At 56.3% G+C, this 20,112-nt stretch carries 25 protein-coding genes and 2 tRNA genes; 22 read left to right on the top strand and 5 right to left on the bottom strand.

Annotated features, from left to right (window positions below; translation table 11 throughout):
• Positions 1-40: 40 nt before the first annotated feature.
• From ACREAY_RS02360 to ACREAY_RS02290, 15 genes are all read left to right on the top strand, one after another.
• Positions 41-1,423, top strand: a complete 1,383-nt coding sequence (locus ACREAY_RS02360) for a TldD/PmbA family protein (protein ID WP_431754152.1) — start codon at positions 41-43, stop codon at positions 1,421-1,423.
• Positions 1,423-2,751: a TldD/PmbA family protein gene (locus ACREAY_RS02355; protein WP_431754155.1), complete on the top strand. Its 1,329-nt coding sequence runs from the start codon at positions 1,423-1,425 to the stop codon at positions 2,749-2,751. Before ACREAY_RS02360 ends, ACREAY_RS02355 begins: the two co-directional genes overlap by 1 nt.
• On the top strand, positions 2,744-3,940 hold the full coding sequence (locus ACREAY_RS02350) for an NAD(P)/FAD-dependent oxidoreductase (RefSeq protein WP_431754151.1): 1,197 nt from the start codon (positions 2,744-2,746) through the stop codon (positions 3,938-3,940). The genes ACREAY_RS02355 and ACREAY_RS02350 overlap by 8 nt, the downstream gene beginning before the upstream one ends.
• A gap of 107 nt (positions 3,941-4,047) precedes the next feature.
• Entirely contained in the window at positions 4,048-4,380 is a 333-nt protein-coding gene (locus ACREAY_RS02345; RefSeq protein ID WP_431754154.1) for an NADH-quinone oxidoreductase subunit A, read from the top strand.
• A gap of 55 nt (positions 4,381-4,435) precedes the next feature.
• Entirely contained in the window at positions 4,436-4,951 is a 516-nt protein-coding gene (locus ACREAY_RS02340) for an NADH-quinone oxidoreductase subunit B (RefSeq protein ID WP_431754150.1), read from the top strand.
• A 1-nt stretch (position 4,952) separates the two neighbouring features.
• Positions 4,953-5,600: an NADH-quinone oxidoreductase subunit C gene (locus ACREAY_RS02335; protein ID WP_431754149.1), complete on the top strand. Its 648-nt coding sequence runs from the start codon at positions 4,953-4,955 to the stop codon at positions 5,598-5,600.
• A gap of 85 nt (positions 5,601-5,685) precedes the next feature.
• Positions 5,686-6,765 (top strand): NADH-quinone oxidoreductase subunit D, encoded by a 1,080-nt coding sequence (locus tag ACREAY_RS02330; RefSeq protein ID WP_431754153.1) that lies wholly within the window; start codon positions 5,686-5,688, stop codon positions 6,763-6,765.
• Positions 6,765-8,030, top strand: coding sequence for a complex I subunit 1/NuoH family protein (locus tag ACREAY_RS02325; protein ID WP_431754148.1), 1,266 nt, complete (start codon positions 6,765-6,767; stop codon positions 8,028-8,030). The genes ACREAY_RS02330 and ACREAY_RS02325 overlap by 1 nt, the downstream gene beginning before the upstream one ends.
• The gene (locus ACREAY_RS02320; protein ID WP_431754147.1) at positions 8,027-8,524 is read left to right on the top strand and encodes a 4Fe-4S binding protein; all 498 of its coding nucleotides are present in this window, start codon (positions 8,027-8,029) and stop codon (positions 8,522-8,524) included. Before ACREAY_RS02325 ends, ACREAY_RS02320 begins: the two co-directional genes overlap by 4 nt.
• On the top strand, positions 8,517-9,035 hold the full coding sequence (locus tag ACREAY_RS02315) for an NADH-quinone oxidoreductase subunit J family protein (RefSeq protein ID WP_431754146.1): 519 nt from the start codon (positions 8,517-8,519) through the stop codon (positions 9,033-9,035). Before ACREAY_RS02320 ends, ACREAY_RS02315 begins: the two co-directional genes overlap by 8 nt.
• Positions 9,019-9,321: an NADH-quinone oxidoreductase subunit NuoK gene (gene nuoK, locus ACREAY_RS02310; protein WP_431754145.1), complete on the top strand. Its 303-nt coding sequence runs from the start codon at positions 9,019-9,021 to the stop codon at positions 9,319-9,321. The genes ACREAY_RS02315 and nuoK overlap by 17 nt, the downstream gene beginning before the upstream one ends.
• 6 nt (positions 9,322-9,327) lie before the next feature.
• Positions 9,328-11,037 (top strand): complex I subunit 4 family protein, encoded by a 1,710-nt coding sequence (locus ACREAY_RS02305; RefSeq protein WP_431754144.1) that lies wholly within the window; start codon positions 9,328-9,330, stop codon positions 11,035-11,037.
• Complete coding sequence (locus tag ACREAY_RS02300) at positions 11,037-13,073, top strand: NADH-quinone oxidoreductase subunit 5 family protein (protein ID WP_431754143.1); 2,037 nt, start codon at positions 11,037-11,039, stop codon at positions 13,071-13,073. The genes ACREAY_RS02305 and ACREAY_RS02300 overlap by 1 nt, the downstream gene beginning before the upstream one ends.
• A 14-nt stretch (positions 13,074-13,087) precedes the next feature.
• Positions 13,088-14,599, top strand: coding sequence for an NADH-quinone oxidoreductase subunit N (locus ACREAY_RS02295; protein WP_431754142.1), 1,512 nt, complete (start codon positions 13,088-13,090; stop codon positions 14,597-14,599).
• 33 nt (positions 14,600-14,632) lie between these two features.
• Positions 14,633-15,169 (top strand): antibiotic biosynthesis monooxygenase, encoded by a 537-nt coding sequence (locus tag ACREAY_RS02290; protein ID WP_431754141.1) that lies wholly within the window; start codon positions 14,633-14,635, stop codon positions 15,167-15,169.
• Here ACREAY_RS02290 and ACREAY_RS02285 read toward each other — a convergent pair.
• A complete protein-coding gene (locus tag ACREAY_RS02285) occupies positions 15,166-16,026 on the bottom strand; it encodes a polyprenyl synthetase family protein (RefSeq protein ID WP_431754140.1) in 861 nt (286 codons plus the stop codon). The two genes, ACREAY_RS02290 and ACREAY_RS02285, sit on opposite strands and share 4 nt — an antisense overlap.
• 139 nt (positions 16,027-16,165) lie before the next feature.
• Between ACREAY_RS02285 and ACREAY_RS02280 the strand changes: the two genes are divergently transcribed.
• A complete protein-coding gene (locus ACREAY_RS02280) occupies positions 16,166-16,324 on the top strand; it encodes a hypothetical protein (protein WP_431754139.1) in 159 nt (52 codons plus the stop codon).
• A 23-nt stretch (positions 16,325-16,347) separates the two neighbouring features.
• Positions 16,348-16,569, top strand: coding sequence for a hypothetical protein (locus ACREAY_RS02275; RefSeq protein WP_431754138.1), 222 nt, complete (start codon positions 16,348-16,350; stop codon positions 16,567-16,569).
• A 113-nt stretch (positions 16,570-16,682) separates the two neighbouring features.
• Here ACREAY_RS02275 and ACREAY_RS02270 read toward each other — a convergent pair whose 3' ends face one another.
• A complete protein-coding gene (locus ACREAY_RS02270; RefSeq protein WP_431754137.1) occupies positions 16,683-16,877 on the bottom strand; it encodes a DUF1059 domain-containing protein in 195 nt (64 codons plus the stop codon).
• Between the two features lie 224 nt (positions 16,878-17,101).
• Between ACREAY_RS02270 and ACREAY_RS02265 the strand changes: the two genes are divergently transcribed.
• Together ACREAY_RS02265 and ACREAY_RS02260 are read left to right on the top strand one after the other, a co-directional pair.
• Positions 17,102-17,521: a CBS domain-containing protein gene (locus ACREAY_RS02265; protein ID WP_431754136.1), complete on the top strand. Its 420-nt coding sequence runs from the start codon at positions 17,102-17,104 to the stop codon at positions 17,519-17,521.
• Positions 17,522-17,567: 46 nt separating this feature from the next.
• Positions 17,568-17,867, top strand: coding sequence for a hypothetical protein (locus ACREAY_RS02260; protein WP_431754135.1), 300 nt, complete (start codon positions 17,568-17,570; stop codon positions 17,865-17,867).
• A gap of 13 nt (positions 17,868-17,880) precedes the next feature.
• On the opposite strand, the gene ACREAY_RS02255 is transcribed toward ACREAY_RS02260, so the two are convergent.
• The 3 genes from ACREAY_RS02255 to ACREAY_RS02245 form a co-directional block, all read right to left on the bottom strand.
• Positions 17,881-18,234: a cupin domain-containing protein gene (locus ACREAY_RS02255; RefSeq protein ID WP_431754134.1), complete on the bottom strand. Its 354-nt coding sequence runs from the start codon at positions 18,232-18,234 to the stop codon at positions 17,881-17,883.
• Between the two features lie 116 nt (positions 18,235-18,350).
• Positions 18,351-18,536 (bottom strand): hypothetical protein, encoded by a 186-nt coding sequence (locus ACREAY_RS02250; RefSeq protein ID WP_431754133.1) that lies wholly within the window; start codon positions 18,534-18,536, stop codon positions 18,351-18,353.
• Between the two features lie 87 nt (positions 18,537-18,623).
• A tRNA-Glu gene (locus tag ACREAY_RS02245) sits at positions 18,624-18,699 on the bottom strand.
• Positions 18,700-18,786: 87 nt separating this feature from the next.
• Between ACREAY_RS02245 and ACREAY_RS02240 the strand changes: the two genes are divergently transcribed.
• From ACREAY_RS02240 to ACREAY_RS02230, 3 genes are all read left to right on the top strand, one after another.
• The gene (locus ACREAY_RS02240) at positions 18,787-19,446 is read left to right on the top strand and encodes an iron-containing redox enzyme family protein (protein WP_431754132.1); all 660 of its coding nucleotides are present in this window, start codon (positions 18,787-18,789) and stop codon (positions 19,444-19,446) included.
• A gap of 46 nt (positions 19,447-19,492) precedes the next feature.
• Positions 19,493-19,567 (top strand) — tRNA-Ile (locus tag ACREAY_RS02235).
• Between the two features lie 83 nt (positions 19,568-19,650).
• The coding region (locus tag ACREAY_RS02230) for a hypothetical protein (protein ID WP_431754131.1) at positions 19,651-20,112 on the top strand (462 nt) is incomplete at its 3' end.

Genomic DNA, 20,112 nt, shown 5'->3' with positions numbered 1-20,112 from the left:
ATAACACATAATTTACAGCAGGCGCTGCAGGGCTGCATACATGCTAGACGCCCTGCTCTCACTCCTCTCCTCGTCAAGGGGAACAACCTACATCGAGGCGCGCTACCACGCAAGGGCGGTTTCCGAGGTCAATTTCGTCAACGGCCGGCTTGAGAGGATGCGGATGGTCGAAAACGCCGGCTGCGGCATCCGCGTGCTCGTTGACGGCTGCTGGGGATTTTCAAGCACCAACAACACCGCCGGCCTGAAAGGTTCGCTTGCAAGCGCGGTCTCGATGGCCCGGGTACTTGCCGGCTCGAAAAAGAACAGGGTGGCCGGCCTTGCGGAATCAAAGATGGTCAAGGGCCGCTTTGAAGCCACGGTCAGGGGCAAGCTGGCAGACGTTGACATTGAGCAAAAAGTAAAGATGACAAAGGAGGCCGAGGCGGCCGCAAGAAAAAACAAGGCAGTCAAGTCGGCCTCTGCAATCTACCGCGACATGCTGGACTACAAGGCCATAGTGAACAGCGACGGCGCGCAGGTGGAAATATTTGATTCAAAGCCCGAGTTCAACGTGACTGCGATAGCCAAAGCCGGCAGCCAGAGCGCTACCGCACACGAAGGCGTCGGGGTAACCGGGGGCTGGGACGACCTTTTCAAGAAAAGCCACCTTGATTATGCGCAGGCGGCGGCGGACAAGGCGGCCAAACTGCTAAAGGCAAAATACGCCACTGGTGAAAAAACGACGATAATACTGGACCCCGGGATGGTGGGCCTGCTCTGCCATGAGGCAATAGGGCACACGGTAGAGGCAGATTTCGTGCTGTCAGGCTCAGTCGTCAAGGACAAGGTCGGGCAAAAGGTGGCAAGCGAGCTTGTTACGCTTGTTGACAGCGGCCTGTCAGACATTTCCGGAAACGCCGCCGGCACGATAGGCATCGACGACGAGGGCGTGGAGGCAGGCAGGACCCCAATAATTGAGAGCGGCATCCTAAAGTCGTTTTTGCACAACCGTGAGTCGGCCTTTGCGTTCAACACCCCTTCCACCGGGAACGCGCGGGCGTTCACCTACAGCGACGAGCCCATGATAAGGATGCGAAACACCTACATCGAGCCGCGGTCGGACAAGCTGGACGACATCATCAAGGAGACCAAGCACGGCTACCTGGTAAAGGGCGCCCGGAACGGTCAGGCCGACGCAAACGGCGAGTTCATGTTCGGGGCGCAGGAGGCGTACCTGATTGAAAACGGCGAGGTGCGGGAACTCGTGAGGGGCGCAAGCATATCTGGCAACGCGTTTGAAGTGCTAAAATCAATCGACATGGTCGGAAATAAATTCGAGTACGACATTGGAACCGGCTATTGCGGCAAGTACCAGCCGGCCAAGGTGGACGGCGGGGGCCCGCACGTGCGCTGCACGGCGATAATAGGGGGCATGCAGTGATGCAAGACGTCATCCGGCTTGCTATCAAAGAGGCCGAGGCTCTGGGAGCGGGCGACTGCGAGGCGTACGTCGCGACCGCAAGCGAGTCTGAAGTGTTTATCGAAAACAACGACCTGAAGCAGGCCAAGTCGCAAGACTCGGCGGCGCTGGGCGTTAGGGTGCTCGTAAACGGCGCGCTGGGCTTTTACGCGGTAAACAGCGTCGCGGCCGACAAGGTAAAGCAGGCGGCGGCTATGGCGGTCAAGATGGCGCGGGTGAGCCCCAGGGACAAATTCAACAGCCTGCCATCAGGCAGGTCCAAGGTCGCGCCCCTGCGCGGTATCTATGACAGAAAAGCCGAGGCGTTTGAGGCCGGCGACGCGGCCTCACTTGCAGCAGAGTTGCTGCAGGCTGCCAAGAGCGACAGCCGGGTGAGCGTCGACAGCGGCAACTTTACTGCCGCGCTCGTGAGGCACTGGCTGGGCAACTCTAACGGCACGCTGCTCTCAGAGAGGCTGAGCGCGTTTTCGTGGTCGGTGATGGGGATGGCAATAGACGGCAGCGACGTTTCAAGTTTCGACGTCCAGTCTGGAAGCTCGCACTCTGTCAAGGGGATAAACGTCCTGTCTGCCGCCGACGAGTTTGTACACACCGTCGTCAACTCGCTTGGCGCCCGCAAAATAGACAGCTTTAACGGCGAGATGCTGCTGACGCCGGCGGCTGCCATCGAGCTTGTCGAAGAAGCTGTTGAGCATTCCATAAACTCTGACTCTGTCCAGAAAAAGTCGAGCCACTTTGCAGGCAAGCTGGGCAGGAGCATTGCATCGCCACTGCTGACAATCGAAGACGACGCCACGAACCCGCAAGGCCTGGCGGCTGCAAGCTTTGACAGGGAAGGCGTAGCCCACAAGCGAAACGTCATCGTCGAAAAGGGCGTGCTGAAAAAGTTCCTGTACAACACCTATACTGCGAGAAAGGACGGCGTCAGGAGCACAGGCAACGCAAGCGGCTCAACCACCACGCCGCCGTCCGTGGCCGCGACCAACTTTATCGTGGCGCCCGGCAGGCAGAGCCTTGATTCGCTCGTGTCGGAAATAAAGCAGGGGATGATGATAAGCAGGTTTTCAGGCAACGTCAACCCGGTCAACGGGGACTTTTCCGGCGTGGTCAAGGGCGGCAGGATTATCAAAAATGGCGAGCTCGGGCACGCGGTTAAGGAAGTGATGGTCGCCGGCAACGTTTTCAAGTGCATAAAGAACCTGACAGGACTTTCAAAGGAGCGCAAGGTCATACATTCCTCGATTCTGCCCTACATGCGCTTTGGCGGGGTGTCTTTTACCGGTGGCTAGCACATACGACGTCGCGGTGGTCGGCGGCGGCCCGGCGGGGCTTGCCGCGGCGCAGTCGGCCGCAAAGGCCGGCGCCAGGGTGGTACTGTTTGAAAAGGACGAGGCTATAGCGCACAGCGTGAGAACTTCTGGCGTCAGCTGGATAGACTCAATGGAGTCACTTGGCATCCCCGGCTCGCTCTATAACCCTATTGCAAATTACCGCTTTGTGTCGCCCTCTAACGACGTCATGATATCCGGCAGCACTCCCCGGTCGTGCGTCCTTGATGTCCGGGCGACCTACCAGCACCTGGCGTTTCTGGCCGCCGAGGCCGGCGCGACGATAATGGTAAAGAGCAACGTCATTAACATTGCCAAGGAAAATGGCGCAGTGACCGGCGTCAAGGCGAGCACGCCTGCCGGCGACATGGAGGTGAAATGCCCACTCGTGATAGACGCAAGCGGCTTTAGCACGTCGGTGGGGCGCAAGGCCGGCCTGGCCGGCGAGTGGAGGCGCTACGGGGTCGGAGCAGAGTACGAGTGCTACTGCGACCACGCAGACTCGCTGACGTGGACTCTGATGGTCGGCCAGCAGTATTCGGAGGCCGGCTATGCGTGGGTCTTTCCATTATCAAAGAACCGGGTGAGGATAGGGGTCGGCATCGGGAGGCCAGAGTCGCAGGCCGACCCTCTTGGCAAATTGCATGCGGTCCTTGAAAAGCGGCTAAAGCCTCTGGACGCCCTGGGCAAGATCCAGCCTGTCGAACTGCACTATGGCTTTATCCCAAACGAGGGGCCGCGCCAGCACAGCGTCGCCGACGGCCTCTTGATGGTAGGCGACTCGGCCGGCCAGTCAAACCCACTTGTACTTGAAGGCATCCGCTACGCGATAGAGTTTGGCCGGCTTGCCGGCGAGGTGGGCGCCCGGTCGCTTGCGCACAATGCAAGCAAAGAGTCGCTTGCCGACTATGAAAAAGCGTGGAAGGCCCGGGTCGCGGCAAAGATAGCGTCGGCGCTCAAGGTGCAGTCGCGCTGGATAGGGCTCTCTGACGGAGAATGGGACAAGGAGATCGGGATACTGCGCGACATGTCTGCCGACGAGTTTATCGACTTTATCAAGGCCGATTTTACGGCTGCAAAGATGATGAAGCTGGCGTTCCACCACCCAAAACTGGCTGCGAGACAGCTGTTTAACATGGTGCTAAAGTAATTCCGCGATTGCCGGACACAATTCTCGTTAAGTTTTTATATCTTCGCCAGACCAGCATGGTTGACTTGGCTGGAGAGACCGCCGCAGAGTTTGCCCCAATTCTCTACATGCTCGGGTTCGGGCTTGTAGCCGGAGTCCCGGCCCTGATTTTGTCGCGGCTGCTTTCTCCAAGGCGCCGCTATAACCCAGTAAAGTTCCTGCCGATGGAGTGCGGCCAGATGCCGACCGGCGAGGGCAGGTCTCATTTCATGATGCAGTATTACGCTTACATACTCATGTTCGTCGTCTTTGACGTCATGTCTATCTTTCTGTATGCGTGGGGCTCGGCGCTTTTCAACATCCCGAGGACGGCAACTTTGCCCATAATCGCGTTCCTTGGAATAATGTTTGCCGCAATGGGCTATGCTCTCTACCTCTCGGGAAAGAAGGGGATCTGGTAATGCTCGCAGGTTATAAATACGGTAACAGCGTAGAAATGGCTGAGGAGAGAAAGAGATGAACAAGGAACTGGTCAGCCCCACCAACTTTAACGTGATGGTATCCAAGCTGTCCGACGTGCTCGTAAAGGCACTGGACCGGCCTCTTGGCTATGCAATCAACTGGGGAAGAATCTGGTCCCTGTGGCCTGTGCACCTGGAAACCGCATGCTGCAGCGTCGAGTTTGGCGCGGCCTCTAGCCCGAGGTACGATGTCGAGAGGTTCGGTATCATCGAGGCGTTCGGCTCGCTGCGCATGTGCGACCTCATCGTGGTGCAAGGGACAGTAACGCGCAAGATGGCCCCGAGGCTCAGGATGGTCTACGACCAGATGCCAGAGCCTAAGTACGTCATCGCAATGGGCGCGTGCGCCATCACCGGCGGACTCTACATCGACTCGTACAACGTCCTGCCAGGCGTGGACGGCGTAGTGCCTGTGGACGTGTACGTGCCAGGGTGCCCTCCCAGACCAGAGACGCTTATTCAGGGTACCATGCTTCTCCAGGAAAAAATAAAGAGACAAAAGATCAAGTAACATGAGCAGCGAAGAGCCGAAAAAGCCAGCAGCAAAGCCTCCAGCTGCAAACGCGCCGGCCAAGCCGGCAGCCGCCCCTGCCAAACCCGCTTCTCTGCCAGCAAAGGCTGCACCACCGGCAACAGCTGCAAAGCCTCCAGCAACAGCAGGTGCACCTCCGGCAAAAAAAGAGCCCGAGCCGCCGGCATTTGAGAAGGGCCTTGCGCAGCAGCTGACTGCGCGCTTTGGCGACGCGGTAAAGATACTCTACATAAGGCCGCTCAGGATAAAGGTCATGGTCGAGCCTTCAAGCCTCGTCGAGGTTGCGACGTTTCTGCGCGACAGTGTGGGATTTGACCACGCCGAGTCTGCAGGCGGAACAGATTATCCAAAGGACAGCCAGATAGAAGTCGACTACCACCTTGGCTCGTACACGCGCGACGAACTGATGGCACAGATCATGGTTCTCGCATCTCGCACCAATAGGGACGACGCCCGCATGCCAAGCTTAATTAACGTCTACAGGAGCGTTGAATACCACGAGCGCGAGACCTTTGAAATGCTCGGCGTGTACTTTGAAGGGCACCCGAGGAACGAGCGCTTCCTTCTGCCAGAGGACTGGGCAGACATTCCGCCGCTGCGCAAGGATTTCAGGATAAAGGGAAGATAATAACATGGCAAGCCTTGATGAAAAAATAGAGGAGACGAGGAAATTGGGACTCCAGGTGGTAAAGGAGACGGAAGAAGACCGCCTGATGACCCTCAGCGTCGGCCCGCAGCACCCCGGCTCCGGCCACTTTCGCTTTGTAATCAAGGTCGACGGCGACTATATCGTCTACTGCGACCCGGACCCCGGCTATGTCCACAGGGGCGAAGAAAAGATGGCCGAGTACCGCAACGTCATACAAAACATCCCGCACCTGGAGCGGCCTGTTATCCACGACTCTAACAACATCACCTATGCCTACAGCCTCGCCATTGAAGAATTGATGGGCATCGAAGTCCCGCGAAGGGGCCAGTTTATCAGGGCAATCGCATCGGAACTCAATCGCCAGGTCTACACCCTCTACTGGCTCGCCATCTATGGTATATTCCTCGGCCACTCGACCATGTTCATGTGGCCTGCCGGCGACCGCGAGCTGTTTATCGATCTTTTGGAGCGCCTCACCGGGGCGCGCGTGACGCACGCATACAACATCCCCGGCGGCGTGAGAAACGACATGCCCCAGGGCTTTAAGGAAAAGTGCCTTTCCCATATTGCATATTTTGAAAAGCGCCTGAAGGAATACGAGGACATTTTCTACAACATGCCACTTTTCAGGCAGAGGACCGAGGGTGTCGGCATACTGACCAAGGAAGACGCGATAAAGCTGGGCGTCACCGGCTCTGTATTGAGGTCGTCAGGCGTCCCCTACGACATACGCAAGGTAGAGCCCTATGACGTTTACAACGAGATTGATTTCAAGGTGCAGTATATGAAGACCTGCGACTCGTTTGCCCGTTCGTACGTCCCGTTCCTCGACATGAAAGAGTCTTGCAATATTATGCGGCAACTACTGGACAAGATGCCGGATTCCGGCGACGTGCGCACGAAACTGCAGCCAAACCCCAAGGGCCCACCCGGCGAGTCTTACCGGAGAGTAGAGTCGGGCCGCGGCGCGCTCGGATACTATATCGTGAGCGACGGCACGCCCAAGCCGTACAGGGTAAAGATCTCTGTAGGCTCGTTCCGCAACATGCTTGCGCTCAACCACCTGCTCGTCGGCAACAAGCTGGCAGACATGCCGTCCATTTACTGGTCTCTCAACTACTGGCCTGTGGAGGCTGACAGGTAATGTCATACACAGAGTCGTTCCGCTTTGGCGAGTTTATCGGCAGCGTGCTGTGGCTGGTATTCTGGGTACTCATCATATTCTCCCTCGTCGGCCTCCCACTCTTGTTCGTGGTGCTCTTTTACGTGCCGCTGCCGCCTCTTGGCGACGCGCCGCTGACGCCGTACCTCTTCCTGACTATGGTCGTCGACCCCACGCGCACCGTTCCGATAATAAAGTTCCTCATTCACACGGATCTGTTCAGGGTGGCAGCCTTTCCCGGTTTCATGTACGCCGCGCTGATAGCCGCCGCGACGATATTCATAGAGAGAAAGTTCTTGGCCAAGATGCAGCTGAGGTACGGCCCGCTGTACGCGGGCAAGGTGGAAGGCATCCTGCAGCTGATGGCCGACGGGCTAAAGCTGATCTCCAAAGAGATTATCGTCCCCGCGGCGGCTGACAAGCCGATATTCTGGGCCGCCCCGATAGCGTTCGTGGCCGTGGCAGGCGCGCTGGCCGCGCTCATACCGGTGGCCCCCGGCTGGGTGGTTGCCGACGTGGACGTGGGCCTGCTTGCCATCTTTGCGATACTCGGGTTCTTCCCCCTCATCACGCTCTTGTTTGCGTGGGCAAGCAACAGCAAGTACCCGTTCATAGGCGGCCTGCGCGCGCTGCACCAGATAATCGCCTTTGAAATCCCGTTCATCATAGCGGCGCTGTCGGTGGTCATCCTCGCCGGCACGCTCAACCTGACCGGCATCGTCGAGTCGCAGATGGCCTCGTACTGGTTCGTCTTTTTCCTGCCGATAAGCGCGTTCGTGTTCTACATCTCGTCGCTTGCAGAGCTTGAAAGAATCCCGTTCGACCTCCCCGAGGCAGAGAGCGAAATAGTGGCAGGCTGGATCACCGAGACTTCGGGCATGATATACGGGCTCATACAACTGGGCACGTATCTAAAGTTGTACGCGCTGGCCGCGCTGTTTGTCGTGCTCTTTCTCGGCGGCTGGTCCGGGCCTGTGATATTCCCTCAAGAGATACTCCCCGGCTACACGGGCGAAAAGATCTATAACCCGACCACGCTGTCGGCCATCTTCTGGTTCACGATAAAGACCTTTGGCGTAATCATGCTGATGCTGCTCCCAAGGGGCATCAGCACGAGGATCAGGATAGACATCCTGCTGCATACAGGCTGGTACAAGCTGATCGTGCTTTCGTTCATCAACATGTTCGTCGCCCTTGCACTAATATATGGCGGCGTACTTGGTCCGGGAGGGCTGCTGGTACGATGAGTTCTGCATCTGGCTTTATCAAGGCGATAGAATCTGGATCAAAGCACCTCCTCATCAGGCGCTTTACCTTCCGCTATCCCGAAGAGAAACTGCGCTTTGTGGGCGACGGCTACCAGTTCGACCCAAAAAAGGGTGTGGGCATCGCCGGCTACCGGGGCAGGCACATTCTCCTGCACGACAAGTGCACCGGCTGCCAGCTGTGCGCCATCGCGTGCGAAGGGATAGCAGAGGCCATAGGCATGGTCAAGGTGGACGAGAACTGGAAGCAGAACAAGAAGAGCATCATGCCGCAGATAGATTATGGCAAGTGCGTGTTCTGCGGCTTTTGCGTCGACGCATGCCCGTTCTATGCGCTTTTCATGACAAACGACTATGAACTTTCTTCGTTTACAAAGGAGCATCTCATTTACACGCCGCAGCAGCTCGAAGTCAAGCCAAAATACGACGGCGACATCGAGATCAAGATAACCGACAGGGGGGCCACGCATGGTTGACCCAATATTCGTAGGGCTCGCAGTCCTGACCGTCGGCTCGGCCATAATCGCGCTTGAGACGCGCGAGCTCATCTATGGCGCAATCGGCCTGGCCATCTCGATGCTCGGCATCGCCGGCTTTTTCCTGCTGCTGGACGCGCCCTTTGTGGCCATGTTCCAGATAGCCGTGTACGTGGGCGCCGTCGCCGTGCTCATCATATTCACCGTCATGCTCGTCAGGACCCAGGCGCTCTTTTCCATCAAGGAAGACAAGGGGAGAAAGGCCGGCGGCATCGTGCTCATGCTGTTCATGATGGTCGGCGCCGGCGTGGTGCTTTTGGCTTCCGGCCTGAACAGCTCTGACAGCTTTACCGCGCCTGCAATCGACTTTGTAGCCATAGGCGAGGAGATGCTCACCTACTATTCGCCGGTGCTCATCGTGCTCGGCCTGACGCTCGCAGGCTCTATAATAGCGGCTCTTGCGCTTGCCCGCAGGGAGGACGTGGAACAAGAAAATGACAGAGTTAATTGATTTCCTGATAATCTCTATAGTTCTCGTGGCGGTGGGGATCTATGGCATTGTGGTCAAGCGCAACGCCATCAGGATGCTCATATCGATAGAGATCATCGTCAACGCGGCTAACCTCAACCTGGTTGCCTTTTCAAGATACACCGGTAACGTACAGGGCCAGGTGTTTGCGCTATTTTCCATTGCGATTGCAGCGGCCGAAGTGGCCATCGGCCTCGGCCTAGTCGTCATCGCCTACAGGCTTTACAAAGAGATCGACGTCGCGGAATTTCGGAGCATGCGGGGTTAGAGTGCAATGGCAGAGTCATATTTCCTGTTGGCAGCGACCTTTATGCCCCTGCTGCTTGCGCCAATCGCTTACATAATCGGCAAGCGCTCCGGCTCGACTGCGGTGACATGGTTCTCGTTTGGCACGCTTGCAGTCTCGACCGGCCTGCTGTTCATGCCGGCCATGCTGTTGCACGGCGGCATGTCGTCGTACGAGGAGTCGTACGTGTGGGGCCAGTTTGGCAACTTTGGCCTGCGCCTTGACGGCCTCGCCCTGCCCTTTGCGCTAATCATCTACATCCTCTGCACGGTGCTTGCGCTCTATTCAAAGCCGTACATGATTCACAAGATAATGGAGCAGATGCCTGGCGCCAGCGCTTCGCAGGGCGGCCACGAGCACCACGGCTCCACCGGCCAGGTGACCCTGACTGCCGAGCAGCAGAAATACGTCAACCATCAGATGGGCCTCTACTTTGGCCTGTACCTCGCCTTCTCGATGGGCATGCTTGGCTCCATCCTTGCGACCAACCTCATCGAGTTCTACGTGTTCTTTGAGCTGATGCTCGTCCCTTCGTTCTTCCTCATAGCCTTCTACGGCTATGGGGCAAAGCGCAGGATCGCCCTGATGTTCTTCTTCTGGACGCACGTCGGCGCCGTGGTGCTCTTGCTGAGCCTGCTTGCGATGGGGTTCTTTGCAGGCGGCTTTGACTATACTACGGTCAAGGAAAACGTGGGCAAGATACCTGCCGAGTGGCTCCCGCTCATCGTCTTTGGCCTGATAGCAGGCCTTGGCGTGAAACTGGCGGCATTTTTGCTGCACATCTGGCTCCCGTACGCCCACGCAGAAGCGCCGACGCCTGTGTCAGCATTACTGTCGCCGGCAATGATCGGCATCGGCGCCTACGGCCTGCTGCGGCTCTGGATGGAACTGCTGACTGGAAGTTATGAGCAGTACAGCATCTACATCAACATGTGGGGACTTGCTACCATGATGTACGGAGGCGCAATGGCGTTGATGCAGGACGACATCAAAAAAGTTCTTGCTTACTCGTCAATCAGCCAGATGGGTTACATCCTGTTTGGCCTCGGCTCTGAAAGCATCCTCGGCATATCCGGAGCTACCATGTTTTATGTGACGCACGGGCTCGGCAAGGCCGTGCTCTTCATGATGGCCGGCTCTATCATCCTCCAGACTGGCACTAGGAGCATGTCCAAGCTGGGCGGCCTTGGAGGCAAGATGCCCTATACGGCAGTCATAGCCATGATAGGCGCGCTGACGATAATGGGCATCCCGCCCACCAGTGGATTCATGGCCGAGTGGACGATGTTTGGCGGCGTTCTCCAGACGGCGTCTCATGACGGCGGCGACGCGTTCAGGGTGCTCCTCTTTGCCTTTGGCATCATGTCGACCATACTGACCTCTGCCTACATACTATGGATGATAAAGCGCATATTCTTTGGCAAGATGCCGGAGGAGATGGCGCACGTCAAGGAGGCAAGCCCCTACATCACTGCGACGATGGCTGTGTTTGCGGCATTGTCGCTTGCGATAGGCGTCTACCCTGATGCCTTCTTTGACCCGATATCCGGCTATGTGCAGGGCATCTTTGCCGATAGCCCCGGCGTCCTGCCTGCGCCCGAGTCGTCCGGCATAATCGAGCCAGTAGCCCATGCATCTGAGGCTGGCGCGGATGGCGTTGCAGTTGAGGAGGGTGTAGAGACGGGAGGCGGTCACTAATGGTGGTTGGATTTATCGAATCTATCAACGTCTGGATGATCTGGATGCTGCCCTTTATCGGCGCAGCAGCCATGCCGCTCATCGCCAAGGGCAGCAAAAATGCCCGCGACTATATCGCTGTGGGCTTTGCGCTTGCAAGCGCCATTTCTGCGGCTACCCTGATACCACTCGCCCTTTCCGGTGGCGAAGTGCACAGCCAGATCCCGTGGATCTCGGCGCTTGACCTGAAGGCCGGCGTCCTTGCGGACCCGCTTGCCATCATCATGGCCAACATCGTGGGGTGGATATCGTTCCTCATCATGGTCTACTCGACCGGCTACATGCACGGCGACAAGGACCTCACAAGGTACTGGTTCTTTATGCTCTTCTTCATAGGCTCGATGCAGCTCATCGTAGTTTCGGATAACCTGCTAATGGTCTTCTTTGGGTGGGAAGGGGTGGGCCTTGCCTCCTATGCGCTCATCGCGTTCTGGTACTATGACCGGAAGAAGGACTATGTCGGGGTGGAGGGGCACAGGGCCGGCGGCATACCGATGTGGACCGCGCCCACGCATGCAGGCATGAAGGCCTTCCTCATGACCAAGGCCGGAGACGTGATGATGCTTGCCGGCATGTTCCTGATATTTGCCTACGCAGGAACGTTTGGCTTTAAGGAACTCATAGCCGACCAGTCGTGGGCAGAAGAGATGGCTGCGCAGAACCTGCTTGTGCCCGCCGCGGTGCTGCTGTTCGGTGGCGCGATAGGCAAGTCCGCGCAATTCCCGCTCAACGAGTGGCTGCTTGAAGCCATGACTGGCCCGACTTCTGTATCTGCGCTCATACACGCAGCGACCATGGTCAAGGCAGGCGTCTTCCTAGTCGCAAGGATCGGGCCGCTCTTCTTTGCACTGTCGGCGCTCAACACCGGCCAGTTCTTTGAAGTGGTCGCCTGGGTCGGCGCTATAACCGCGTTCCTGCTTGCAACGCAGGCGCTTGTCAGCCCCGAGATCAAGAAGGTGCTCGCCTACTCGACAGGGTCGCAGATAGGCTACATGATGATGGGCCTCGGCATAGCAGGCATCTCGCTAAACTTTACGGACGGCTATACTGCAGGATTCTTCCACCTTATGAGCCACGCCATGTTCAAGGCTGCGCTCTTTATGGGTGCCGGCGCGATATTGCACACCGTCCATTCGCGCTTTATGGGCGACATGGGAGGCCTGCGCAAGCATATGCCAAAGACGTACATATTCATGCTGCTTGCCGCGCTGTCGCTTGCAGGCGCGCCGCTCTTTACCTCTGGATTCTGGAGCAAGGACGCGATATTTGCAGCCGTGCTAGAGTCCGGCTACCAGTACTCGTGGGCCCTCTTTGCAATGGCCGCAATCGTGGCCATCATGACAGCCTTCTATACCTTCAGGATGATAGGTATGGCCTTCTTTGGCAACAAGAGCAAGCATGTCGAAAAGATGGAGCACGAAGGCCACCACGTCCACGAAGTTGGCGCCAGGATGTGGGCGCCGTTTGCGATACTAGCAGTCGCGAGTATAGCAGTCGGCGTCGTTGGGTTCATGTTTGAAGAGCAATTGCATCATTTGTTCACTGAATACCTCCAGCATTCGTTCAACATCTCGGCTCCACACGAAGCCAACCCTGAAAGGGGCTTCCTCAACCTCAACCCGACGGCCGCGATAGCGTCGGTTGGGGCGTTTGGCATAGGGGGCGCGCTGGGCTTTGTCTTTTACATCGCGAAAAAGGCCGATCCCGAGGCCATTGGCCGCAATATTGTCACGCGCGGCATCTGGAAGTTCCTCTACAACCGCTGGTACCTGAACACCGCACTGTACTGGGGAGGCGTCATCGGGCCGATGGCCATATACCGCTTTATCTGGCGCTACTTTGAAAGCACGGTCATCGACGGAATCAACCCCGGCTTCCAGGGCGCGATGGCCGGCATGTCAAAGGTCGTCAAGGCAAGCCAGACCGGCATCACACAGACTTACCTGTTTGTATTTGGAGTGGGCATCATGATAGTAGTGATGCTCCTGTTGCTATAGGAGATTGAAAAAGAATGGTCGACCTGCTCTCAACACCTGTGCTCGTGACGGTAATCCTCGGCGTAGTGGGCCTTGCTATTCCGGCGCTCGACGCCGGCAGGCGCGAGAGAGGGGCTGACCGGAACAAGATCTATAGCGCCATCGCGTTTGGCGCTATAGCAGTGGCCATAGGCATCGTGATATTCCGGGTATTTACCGGCGAGGTCCTGCCCGCGGTCGCGTTTGGCGAGGACGTGCTGGTCGACGACCTGTTTGGCTCGTTCTTTGCAATCGCGCTTTTGATAGTGTCGCTGATGATGACGGCCTCTTCGTGGAATTACATGAAGGGCCGGACAAACCCTGCGGCCTACTACTCGCTCATTTTGCTGTCGACGATAGGCATGGTGCTCATCGCGTACTCGACGGACCTCGTGATGCTGCTGGTCGCGTGGGAGCTGATGTCGCTGCCGACGTACGCGCTGGCGGCGTTTAACAAGCGCGACCCTATTTCAAACGAGGCGGCGATAAAGTACTTCATGTTTGGCGCCCTTGCGTCGGCGCTTCTCGTATTTGCGATAGGCCTCGTCTACGGCATGACCGGCACGACCAACATTGGCGAGTCGATAAAGACAATGACGAGCCTCGACCCGTCGCTCATGCCTGTCGCCCTGCTCGCAGTCGCGCTGTTCGTGGCAGGATTTGGCTTCAAGATGGGCCTCGTGCCTTTCCACATGTGGCTGCCGGACACGTATGAAGGCTCGCCCACGCCCATCGGCGGCCTGCTTGCGGCAGGGACGAAAAAGGCCGGCTTTGCAGCCGCGCTGCGGGTGATCGTCCTTGGCATGTTTGCCCTCAACGCCGACTGGACGCTCACCCTTGCGATACTTGCCGTCTTTACGATGACGATAGGAAACCTCGGCGCCATAATGCAGAGGAGCGTGCCGAGGATCCTCGCCTACTCGTCGATTGCGCAGGCCGGATACATCATGATAGGCATCGCGCTGGCACCCTACTCTGACCAGGCTCTGTCAGGCTCACTGTTCCACATCATCAACCACGCGGTCATGAAGTCCGCAGGCTTTGTCGCGGTGGCCGGCGTGGCAGTCGCCCTTGCCAGCTACAGCCTTGAAAAATACCGGGGGCTTGGCAGGCGCATGCCCATTACGGCTATTACCCTGTCGATATCGCTGCTTGCCCTTGCAGGAGTGCCCCCGCTCAACGGGTTCTGGAGCAAGCTGGTGATCTTTGGCTCTGCCATCAACTCCGGCCCTGCCGTCGAATGGGGCCCATGGCTTGCCATCGCCGGCGTACTCAACAGCGCGCTATCTCTGGGCTACTATGCCTGGATAATGAGAAAGATGTACATGGAAGAAGGCCCTGACATGAGCAGGGTAAAGGAGCCCCGCGCCATACTGGCTGTGCTCGTGTTCGCAGTCGTGTTCATGGTGGGCTTTGGCATCTGGCACGCCCCGCTCCTTGACTTTGCGTCAAAGGCGGTGCCTGACCTCAGCTTTGTGTCCGGCGCGGCCTCCGGCCCGCTAGGGTAGCAAGGTTATTTCCTGCGACTGCCTATATTGCACGTGAGCGAGCCGGTCACCGTCATCGTCACCCGGACTGCCCGGGCGGGCAAGGTGCAAGAGTTTGAAGAGTGGATGCAGGGCATCATCGGCGCCGCAAAGGGGTTTGCCGGCTATATGGGTGCCGACATAATCCGGCCGGACCCCGCAAGCCTCGAATACGTCATCATCTTGCGCTTTGACAGCTATGCAGCCTTGGAAAGGTGGCAGAGGTCAGAGGAGCGGCAGGGGTGGATAGAGAAGAGCCGCGCAGTGGTAGAGGGCGAGCCCCGGATGGAGGTGCAGGCCGGCCTGGATTTCTGGTTCACGCCGCGAGCCAGCAAGGTGGCTCCGCGCTACAAGATGGCGCTAATTGTGATACCTGTCATATCGGTCCTGCTCCTGACGCTCGTCCCTTTTATCCAGCAGGCGACCGAAGGCTTGCCTGCGATACTGCGGACAGTCGCCGGCGTCGTCATCATGGTGCTCTTGATGACCTATGTGATAATGCCTGCCATAACGCGTGCAACCGCGCCGTGGCTGTACAAAAAGCGCGCCTAGATCTGGACAGATGCCAGGTCCGTCAGGTGCTCCAGGTGGGCCACGGCCTCGTTTTGCGAGCCGGCCCTGCAGAGCTCGTTCTTGGCCTTGGCCGCATATGACTGGTACAGGTTTTCCATCCTGTCGATGAAATCGTTAGAGTTGTTGTTCTGCTTGACCAGCATGTTGAAGAGCTTGTCCTCGTCGTTCCAGTCTATGAGGTCGTCGTGGATCTGGTACGCTATACCGAGGAGCCTTCCAAACGTCGTCATGGCGCTCACCTGCTCCTCGCTCCCGTTGCCCAGCATTGCCCCTATCTTGGCCGACGCCTCAAACAGCGACGCGGTCTTGAAGTCGAGCACCTTGATGTAGTCGTCTTCGGTTATCGCCGGCGCCTTGTTCAGGCGAATTTCCATCATCTCACCTTCGCTCATGCGCGTGGCGGCCTTGGAAAGCTCGTTTATCACCTGTGGGTTCTTTAATTTCGACCCGATGTTGAGTATGACGCCCAGGACGAAATCCGCGGTGAGGATGCTGCTGTTATAGCCGTACTTTATGTGGAAGGACGGCTTGCCCCTCCGCGTGTTCTCCTCGTCGATGATGTCATCGTGGATTATGGACTCTGTGTGCAAAAGCTCGATTGCAGAAGCCGCAAGGTAGGCGTCTCCGTTTGCCCTGCCGGGGCCGGTGGCCTCTGCCGACAACACGAGTATCAGCGGCCGTATGCGCTTGCCTCCGTCGCAGGCGTAGCGAAGCGGGGCGTGGAACTCGGACCATGAGTAGAGGTCAAGCTCGCGCTTTAGCGCGTCCTCGATTCCGGAAAGGTAGTCGCCACAAAGGTCGGTGAGCGGGTTGGCCTCTATGTTTCTCTTGCCCAAGACAGTCCTTTCCCAATGGTAGGGATATTTTTTGACCATATTAATTTAATGCCACCTACAACGCCGGTGGTAAATCGCACGAATGTTCTATAACGTGATAGCGAAAATCCTCTATACTTGGTCGCCGAGATATAGCACCATGTCAAGCCAGGAAATCCTCGTCGATGAAGAAATCGAAGGCGTTCCAGTCTGCGGCGCAAACTATTCCAGCCCGGTCGTCGAGCAGGCAAACTTTATCGAAGAGATCCACTACACGATAGGTGGCAGAAAGTACGTAGAAAACGCACCTCACTTTTAGGGCTGGAGCGGGTTTTTTTGCACATGAAAAATGACCAGGAGCCAGAGGCGCGCGACACCGAGCTTGAAAACATACTGGGCAACCTGCTTATCGCCGAGTACCAGGTCGACAAGCTGAGGGCCCGGCTCGCAGAAAAGGTCAAGGGCTACGGCGGGGTCAAGGGCAGGAGCAGGTCCGTCTATACGTTCAAGAACACCGACCGGCTCGTGCGCGTAAGGGTAGAAGTCGACGACATGCCTCTGTAGAGATTACTAGATCGGCAAAAACTCTGCCGCGCAGCCGTCGCAATGCAAAGAACAAGGGCGCCACACTCCGGTAAGGTGATATTGCACGAACTTGCAAGCTGCAAAAAAGTATGCTAGGACGGCAGATTCCAGAACCTGTTGATGTTTGCCTTTATCTTGGACTTTAGATCCTCTGTAATGTCAGATGGCTTCATCCCGTGATCCTTCTGTGCATGTGCAGCGCAATTGTGCAGGATCTCTTCTTGCGTGTCCCCTGTCGTCGTCCAGTCGCAGTTAAAGCCGACATCGGCACACTTGAATTTTAGCATCGATTGGAGATGATGCTCCAGACCTATAAGATTATGGAAGGTAAAACGGGTTAGGCCAATCCTGTAAAACCTGAGTCCTACAGGGGGCAAATGACCGCATTTGACTGCGATTACTTGCTTTTCGACCTAACCCGCAGTACTATGCACATTTATTGTATTTACGCCTTTTCGTATGTGGCAGCTACTTTGATATGCCATCTTTGGGATATAATGCACGAGGGCTGTTGAACGCAGGCAAGATAGCTGACAGGACCTTTGTCAGCCTGGATGAAAACATAATTGTCGCCGAGGCCGCCAAGGCAATGTACCAGAGCGAAGGGTGCAGCATCATAGTCACAAGAAACGATCCCGAAAGCAAATCGCGCATCCCGGTCGGCATGATCACTGAAAGGGACATCATCTTTCGCATAGTGGCACAAAACAGGGGCCCGTTCAAGGTGGCGCTCAAGGACATCATGAGCGCCCCGCTGATTACCATCTATTCCTACGCATCGACCGAGGAAGCGCTATCTCTGATGAAAAAGAACAACATCGGCCGGCTGCCTGTCTTGAACAGAAAAGGCGTCATCGTGGGCCTGTTGACCACAAAGACGCTCGTAAGAAAAGTCCCAATCGGGAAAGCCGCACGCTCTGAAGCGCAATAGCCTGCCTTTTGGCAACTGTTTAAAGAAATCAGTGCGTTAGACTGGTATGGGCACTGATAGCCTGAACAGCCAGAGCGGAAAGAAGAAAGGCGACAGGTGGCAGGGAGAGACGAGAAATTCTGTTCTGGGGTCAAGTACAAAAGAGAGCCCCACTCCTCCCGATACTGCCACTTCATTTCAGAGTGACCGGCAATATCGCGCAACTGCCAGCGGTCCTGTTGCGAACAAGAACGTTCGCCCTGCTACGCCGGCGCCAGAGGACATCCGGCAGGAGCAGGTCACGGCAACGGAAACGCCTGCTGAAGAGATAGAGGAAGAAAGAGCGAAAAAACAGCGGCAAAAATAAAGGCGCGTGGGAGCTACTTTGCGTAGGTCTTTGCTCCCGTAAAGTCGACTCCGACGCAAGGCTCGTTTCCTACTGTCCACGCGTCGTGGCCGGGCGGGATTATTGTAAAGTCTCCTGGGCCGACTTCTGACTCGGTGCCGTCGTCCATCCTGATCTTCATCCTTCCAGAAATTATGTAGCCGGTATGTTGCTGCTGGCAACTTTCCGTCTTGACTATTGGCTTTACAGACTTGGACCATTGCCATCCCGGCTCGAGCTGGAATCGGCCAAAGCTTGTGTCGCCGACGTTGACTATTTGCATTTTCCCCTTGTCAAAGTTTCGCGTATCGTCCGGTGCGTTGAGGCTCTTCTTTTGAAGACTTGCCATGCTGGTAAAGAAATAGGGCTAATCTTATCGATTGCCTTATTTGATTGCAGAACATTTTCACGTCATCGTCTTACAGGCTGCATTTCTCAGAGCGATGGTGACAGTGTCCAGTCCATCTAGGGCGAAGGCCTGTCCTTCAGAACCTTCCCGAACTGGACCAGCGCGGCATTGTCCAGATGCCCTTCGTCGTGCAACTTTGCAATCATTGTTTGCAGCGTCGCGACAAACCTTTCAACTTCGTTCTCGTATTTCTCAAACTCTTCATTCGTGACGCCGTGTGCAATCCAGGCGCTTTCGGTCATGGCCAGAATTCGACTGCAAACCGTATAAAGATTGCTTCATTCTGCATATGATGGCGTTATCGCATCTGCAAATGCTGGAAGAACGAGTGCTCCGGCCGGGATTTGAACCCGGGATCTCCGCCTTGAAAGGGCGGAATGCTTGACCGGACTACACCACCGGAGCGACTTTACTAAAAAAATGCAGATCCGTTGACATAAAATCCTTGCGTTGCCAAAGGTTTTTCTATGGCTTTTCTCAAATATTCTCATCATGGACAACCATCTTGTCGAGAGGATCGACTCCGAGATCGAAAAGCGCAGCCTCCTGCAACATCCGTTTTACCAGATGTGGTCGGAAGGCAAGCTGACAGTCGATCACCTGCAAGGCTATTCGCAGGAATATTTCCAGCTGGTCAAGGCGGTCCCCGCGTTTGTGCAGAACGTTGCGTCTGCCAACACCAACCCTTCGTACAGGGCCGACATAGAGGGCAACATGAAAGAAGAGGCAGAGCACGTTGAGCCATGGGCGAGGTTTGCAGGCGCAATGGGTGTTGCTCCAAAAGAACTTGTCACTTATTCAGGCGCGGCAAAGACAAACGAGGCCGTCGGCAGGATGATGAAGGTGACGGGCTCGTCGTTTGAGGAGGCAGTGGCGGCAATGTACGCCTTTGAGGCGGAACTGCCAAGGATAAGCAGGAGCAAGATCGACGGCCTATGCAAGTTCTACGGCATGACGGGCGGGGACGCGCTGCACTATTTCGAGATACACGAAGAAGCCGACATGAGGCACGCCCAAGTCTGGCGCGACATCCTTGCGAGCCTGCCGGCTGAAAAGCAGGAAAAGGCGTTTGCGGCGGCTGTCGAGTCGCTGGCGGCGCAGAACCTGCTCCTCGACTCGGTGCAGGAAAAATACGTCGACATGCACTGCTGACCCCTCCAAACCTTTATACATACTCGGCAGAATTTTTGTCTTGCGTGGGCCCATAGCTCAGCCTGGTTAGAGCGACCGGCTCATAACCGGTCGGCCAAGGGTCCGAATCCCTTTGGGCCCACTTTTTTCCAAGGGCTCTGTACTAAAACACGCCGGGCGATTCTTTTTCTACTACATCGCCACGAAGGAGGTTTAACTTAGAAAATGCCGACCAAACTGACGACGACGATAGCAAAGGCCGCCCTTTTGCCTAACAGAATGAATGCTGAGATAGCCAAAGCATACTTGGATTACATGAGACAAAACGGCTCTTCTGAACGCCACCAGAATAACCAGCTAAAAACCGCGGTAGTCTTTGCCGTCTATCTGGGCCCTGACAAAACCTTCTTAGAAATAAGGAAGAAAGATGAGATTATTACATTCCTGGACACGAAAATCAAATCCGAGGCTGAAGATCCTGAGAAGAAGTGGATTACTACTTGGAACGACTATCTTCATAGGCTGAAGAGATTCTTTAGATGGCTCCATTCTCAATATGGCAAAGAAGACTCTATAGATGAAATGAATTGGGAGACCCCTGAATTCGTTAGGGTCAAACAAAAGAGGACAAAACGGCTCAGCCCTTACTCGGAGACCGACATTTGGGACAGAGACGAGTTGCTGACC

The sequence above is a fragment of the Nitrososphaera sp. genome, from assembly GCF_050748925.1.
In the GTDB taxonomy this organism is placed as follows: Archaea; Thermoproteota; Nitrososphaeria; order Nitrososphaerales; family Nitrososphaeraceae; genus Nitrososphaera.
This window is presented reverse-complemented; position numbering and strand designations above follow the sequence as displayed.

Coding starts and splice junctions, on each gene's coding strand:
- ACREAY_RS02260 (WP_431754135.1), top strand. CDS start 17,568: ATGGGCACTGATAGCCTGAACAGCCAGAGCGGAAAGAAGAAAGGCGAC.
- ACREAY_RS02325 (WP_431754148.1), top strand. CDS start 6,765: ATGTCATACACAGAGTCGTTCCGCTTTGGCGAGTTTATCGGCAGCGTG.
- ACREAY_RS02255 (WP_431754134.1), bottom strand. CDS start 18,234: ATGGCAAGTCTTCAAAAGAAGAGCCTCAACGCACCGGACGATACGCGA.
- ACREAY_RS02355 (WP_431754155.1), top strand. CDS start 1,423: ATGCAAGACGTCATCCGGCTTGCTATCAAAGAGGCCGAGGCTCTGGGA.
- ACREAY_RS02280 (WP_431754139.1), top strand. CDS start 16,166: ATGTCAAGCCAGGAAATCCTCGTCGATGAAGAAATCGAAGGCGTTCCA.
- nuoK (WP_431754145.1), top strand. CDS start 9,019: ATGACAGAGTTAATTGATTTCCTGATAATCTCTATAGTTCTCGTGGCG.
- ACREAY_RS02270 (WP_431754137.1), bottom strand. CDS start 16,877: ATGCTAAAATTCAAGTGTGCCGATGTCGGCTTTAACTGCGACTGGACG.
- ACREAY_RS02305 (WP_431754144.1), top strand. CDS start 9,328: ATGGCAGAGTCATATTTCCTGTTGGCAGCGACCTTTATGCCCCTGCTG.
- ACREAY_RS02340 (WP_431754150.1), top strand. CDS start 4,436: ATGAACAAGGAACTGGTCAGCCCCACCAACTTTAACGTGATGGTATCC.
- ACREAY_RS02335 (WP_431754149.1), top strand. CDS start 4,953: ATGAGCAGCGAAGAGCCGAAAAAGCCAGCAGCAAAGCCTCCAGCTGCA.
- ACREAY_RS02345 (WP_431754154.1), top strand. CDS start 4,048: ATGCTCGGGTTCGGGCTTGTAGCCGGAGTCCCGGCCCTGATTTTGTCG.
- ACREAY_RS02275 (WP_431754138.1), top strand. CDS start 16,348: ATGAAAAATGACCAGGAGCCAGAGGCGCGCGACACCGAGCTTGAAAAC.
- ACREAY_RS02330 (WP_431754153.1), top strand. CDS start 5,686: ATGACCCTCAGCGTCGGCCCGCAGCACCCCGGCTCCGGCCACTTTCGC.
- ACREAY_RS02300 (WP_431754143.1), top strand. CDS start 11,037: ATGGTGGTTGGATTTATCGAATCTATCAACGTCTGGATGATCTGGATG.
- ACREAY_RS02320 (WP_431754147.1), top strand. CDS start 8,027: ATGAGTTCTGCATCTGGCTTTATCAAGGCGATAGAATCTGGATCAAAG.
- ACREAY_RS02295 (WP_431754142.1), top strand. CDS start 13,088: ATGGTCGACCTGCTCTCAACACCTGTGCTCGTGACGGTAATCCTCGGC.
- ACREAY_RS02250 (WP_431754133.1), bottom strand. CDS start 18,536: ATGACCGAAAGCGCCTGGATTGCACACGGCGTCACGAATGAAGAGTTT.
- ACREAY_RS02315 (WP_431754146.1), top strand. CDS start 8,517: ATGGTTGACCCAATATTCGTAGGGCTCGCAGTCCTGACCGTCGGCTCG.
- ACREAY_RS02240 (WP_431754132.1), top strand. CDS start 18,787: ATGGACAACCATCTTGTCGAGAGGATCGACTCCGAGATCGAAAAGCGC.
- ACREAY_RS02360 (WP_431754152.1), top strand. CDS start 41: ATGCTAGACGCCCTGCTCTCACTCCTCTCCTCGTCAAGGGGAACAACC.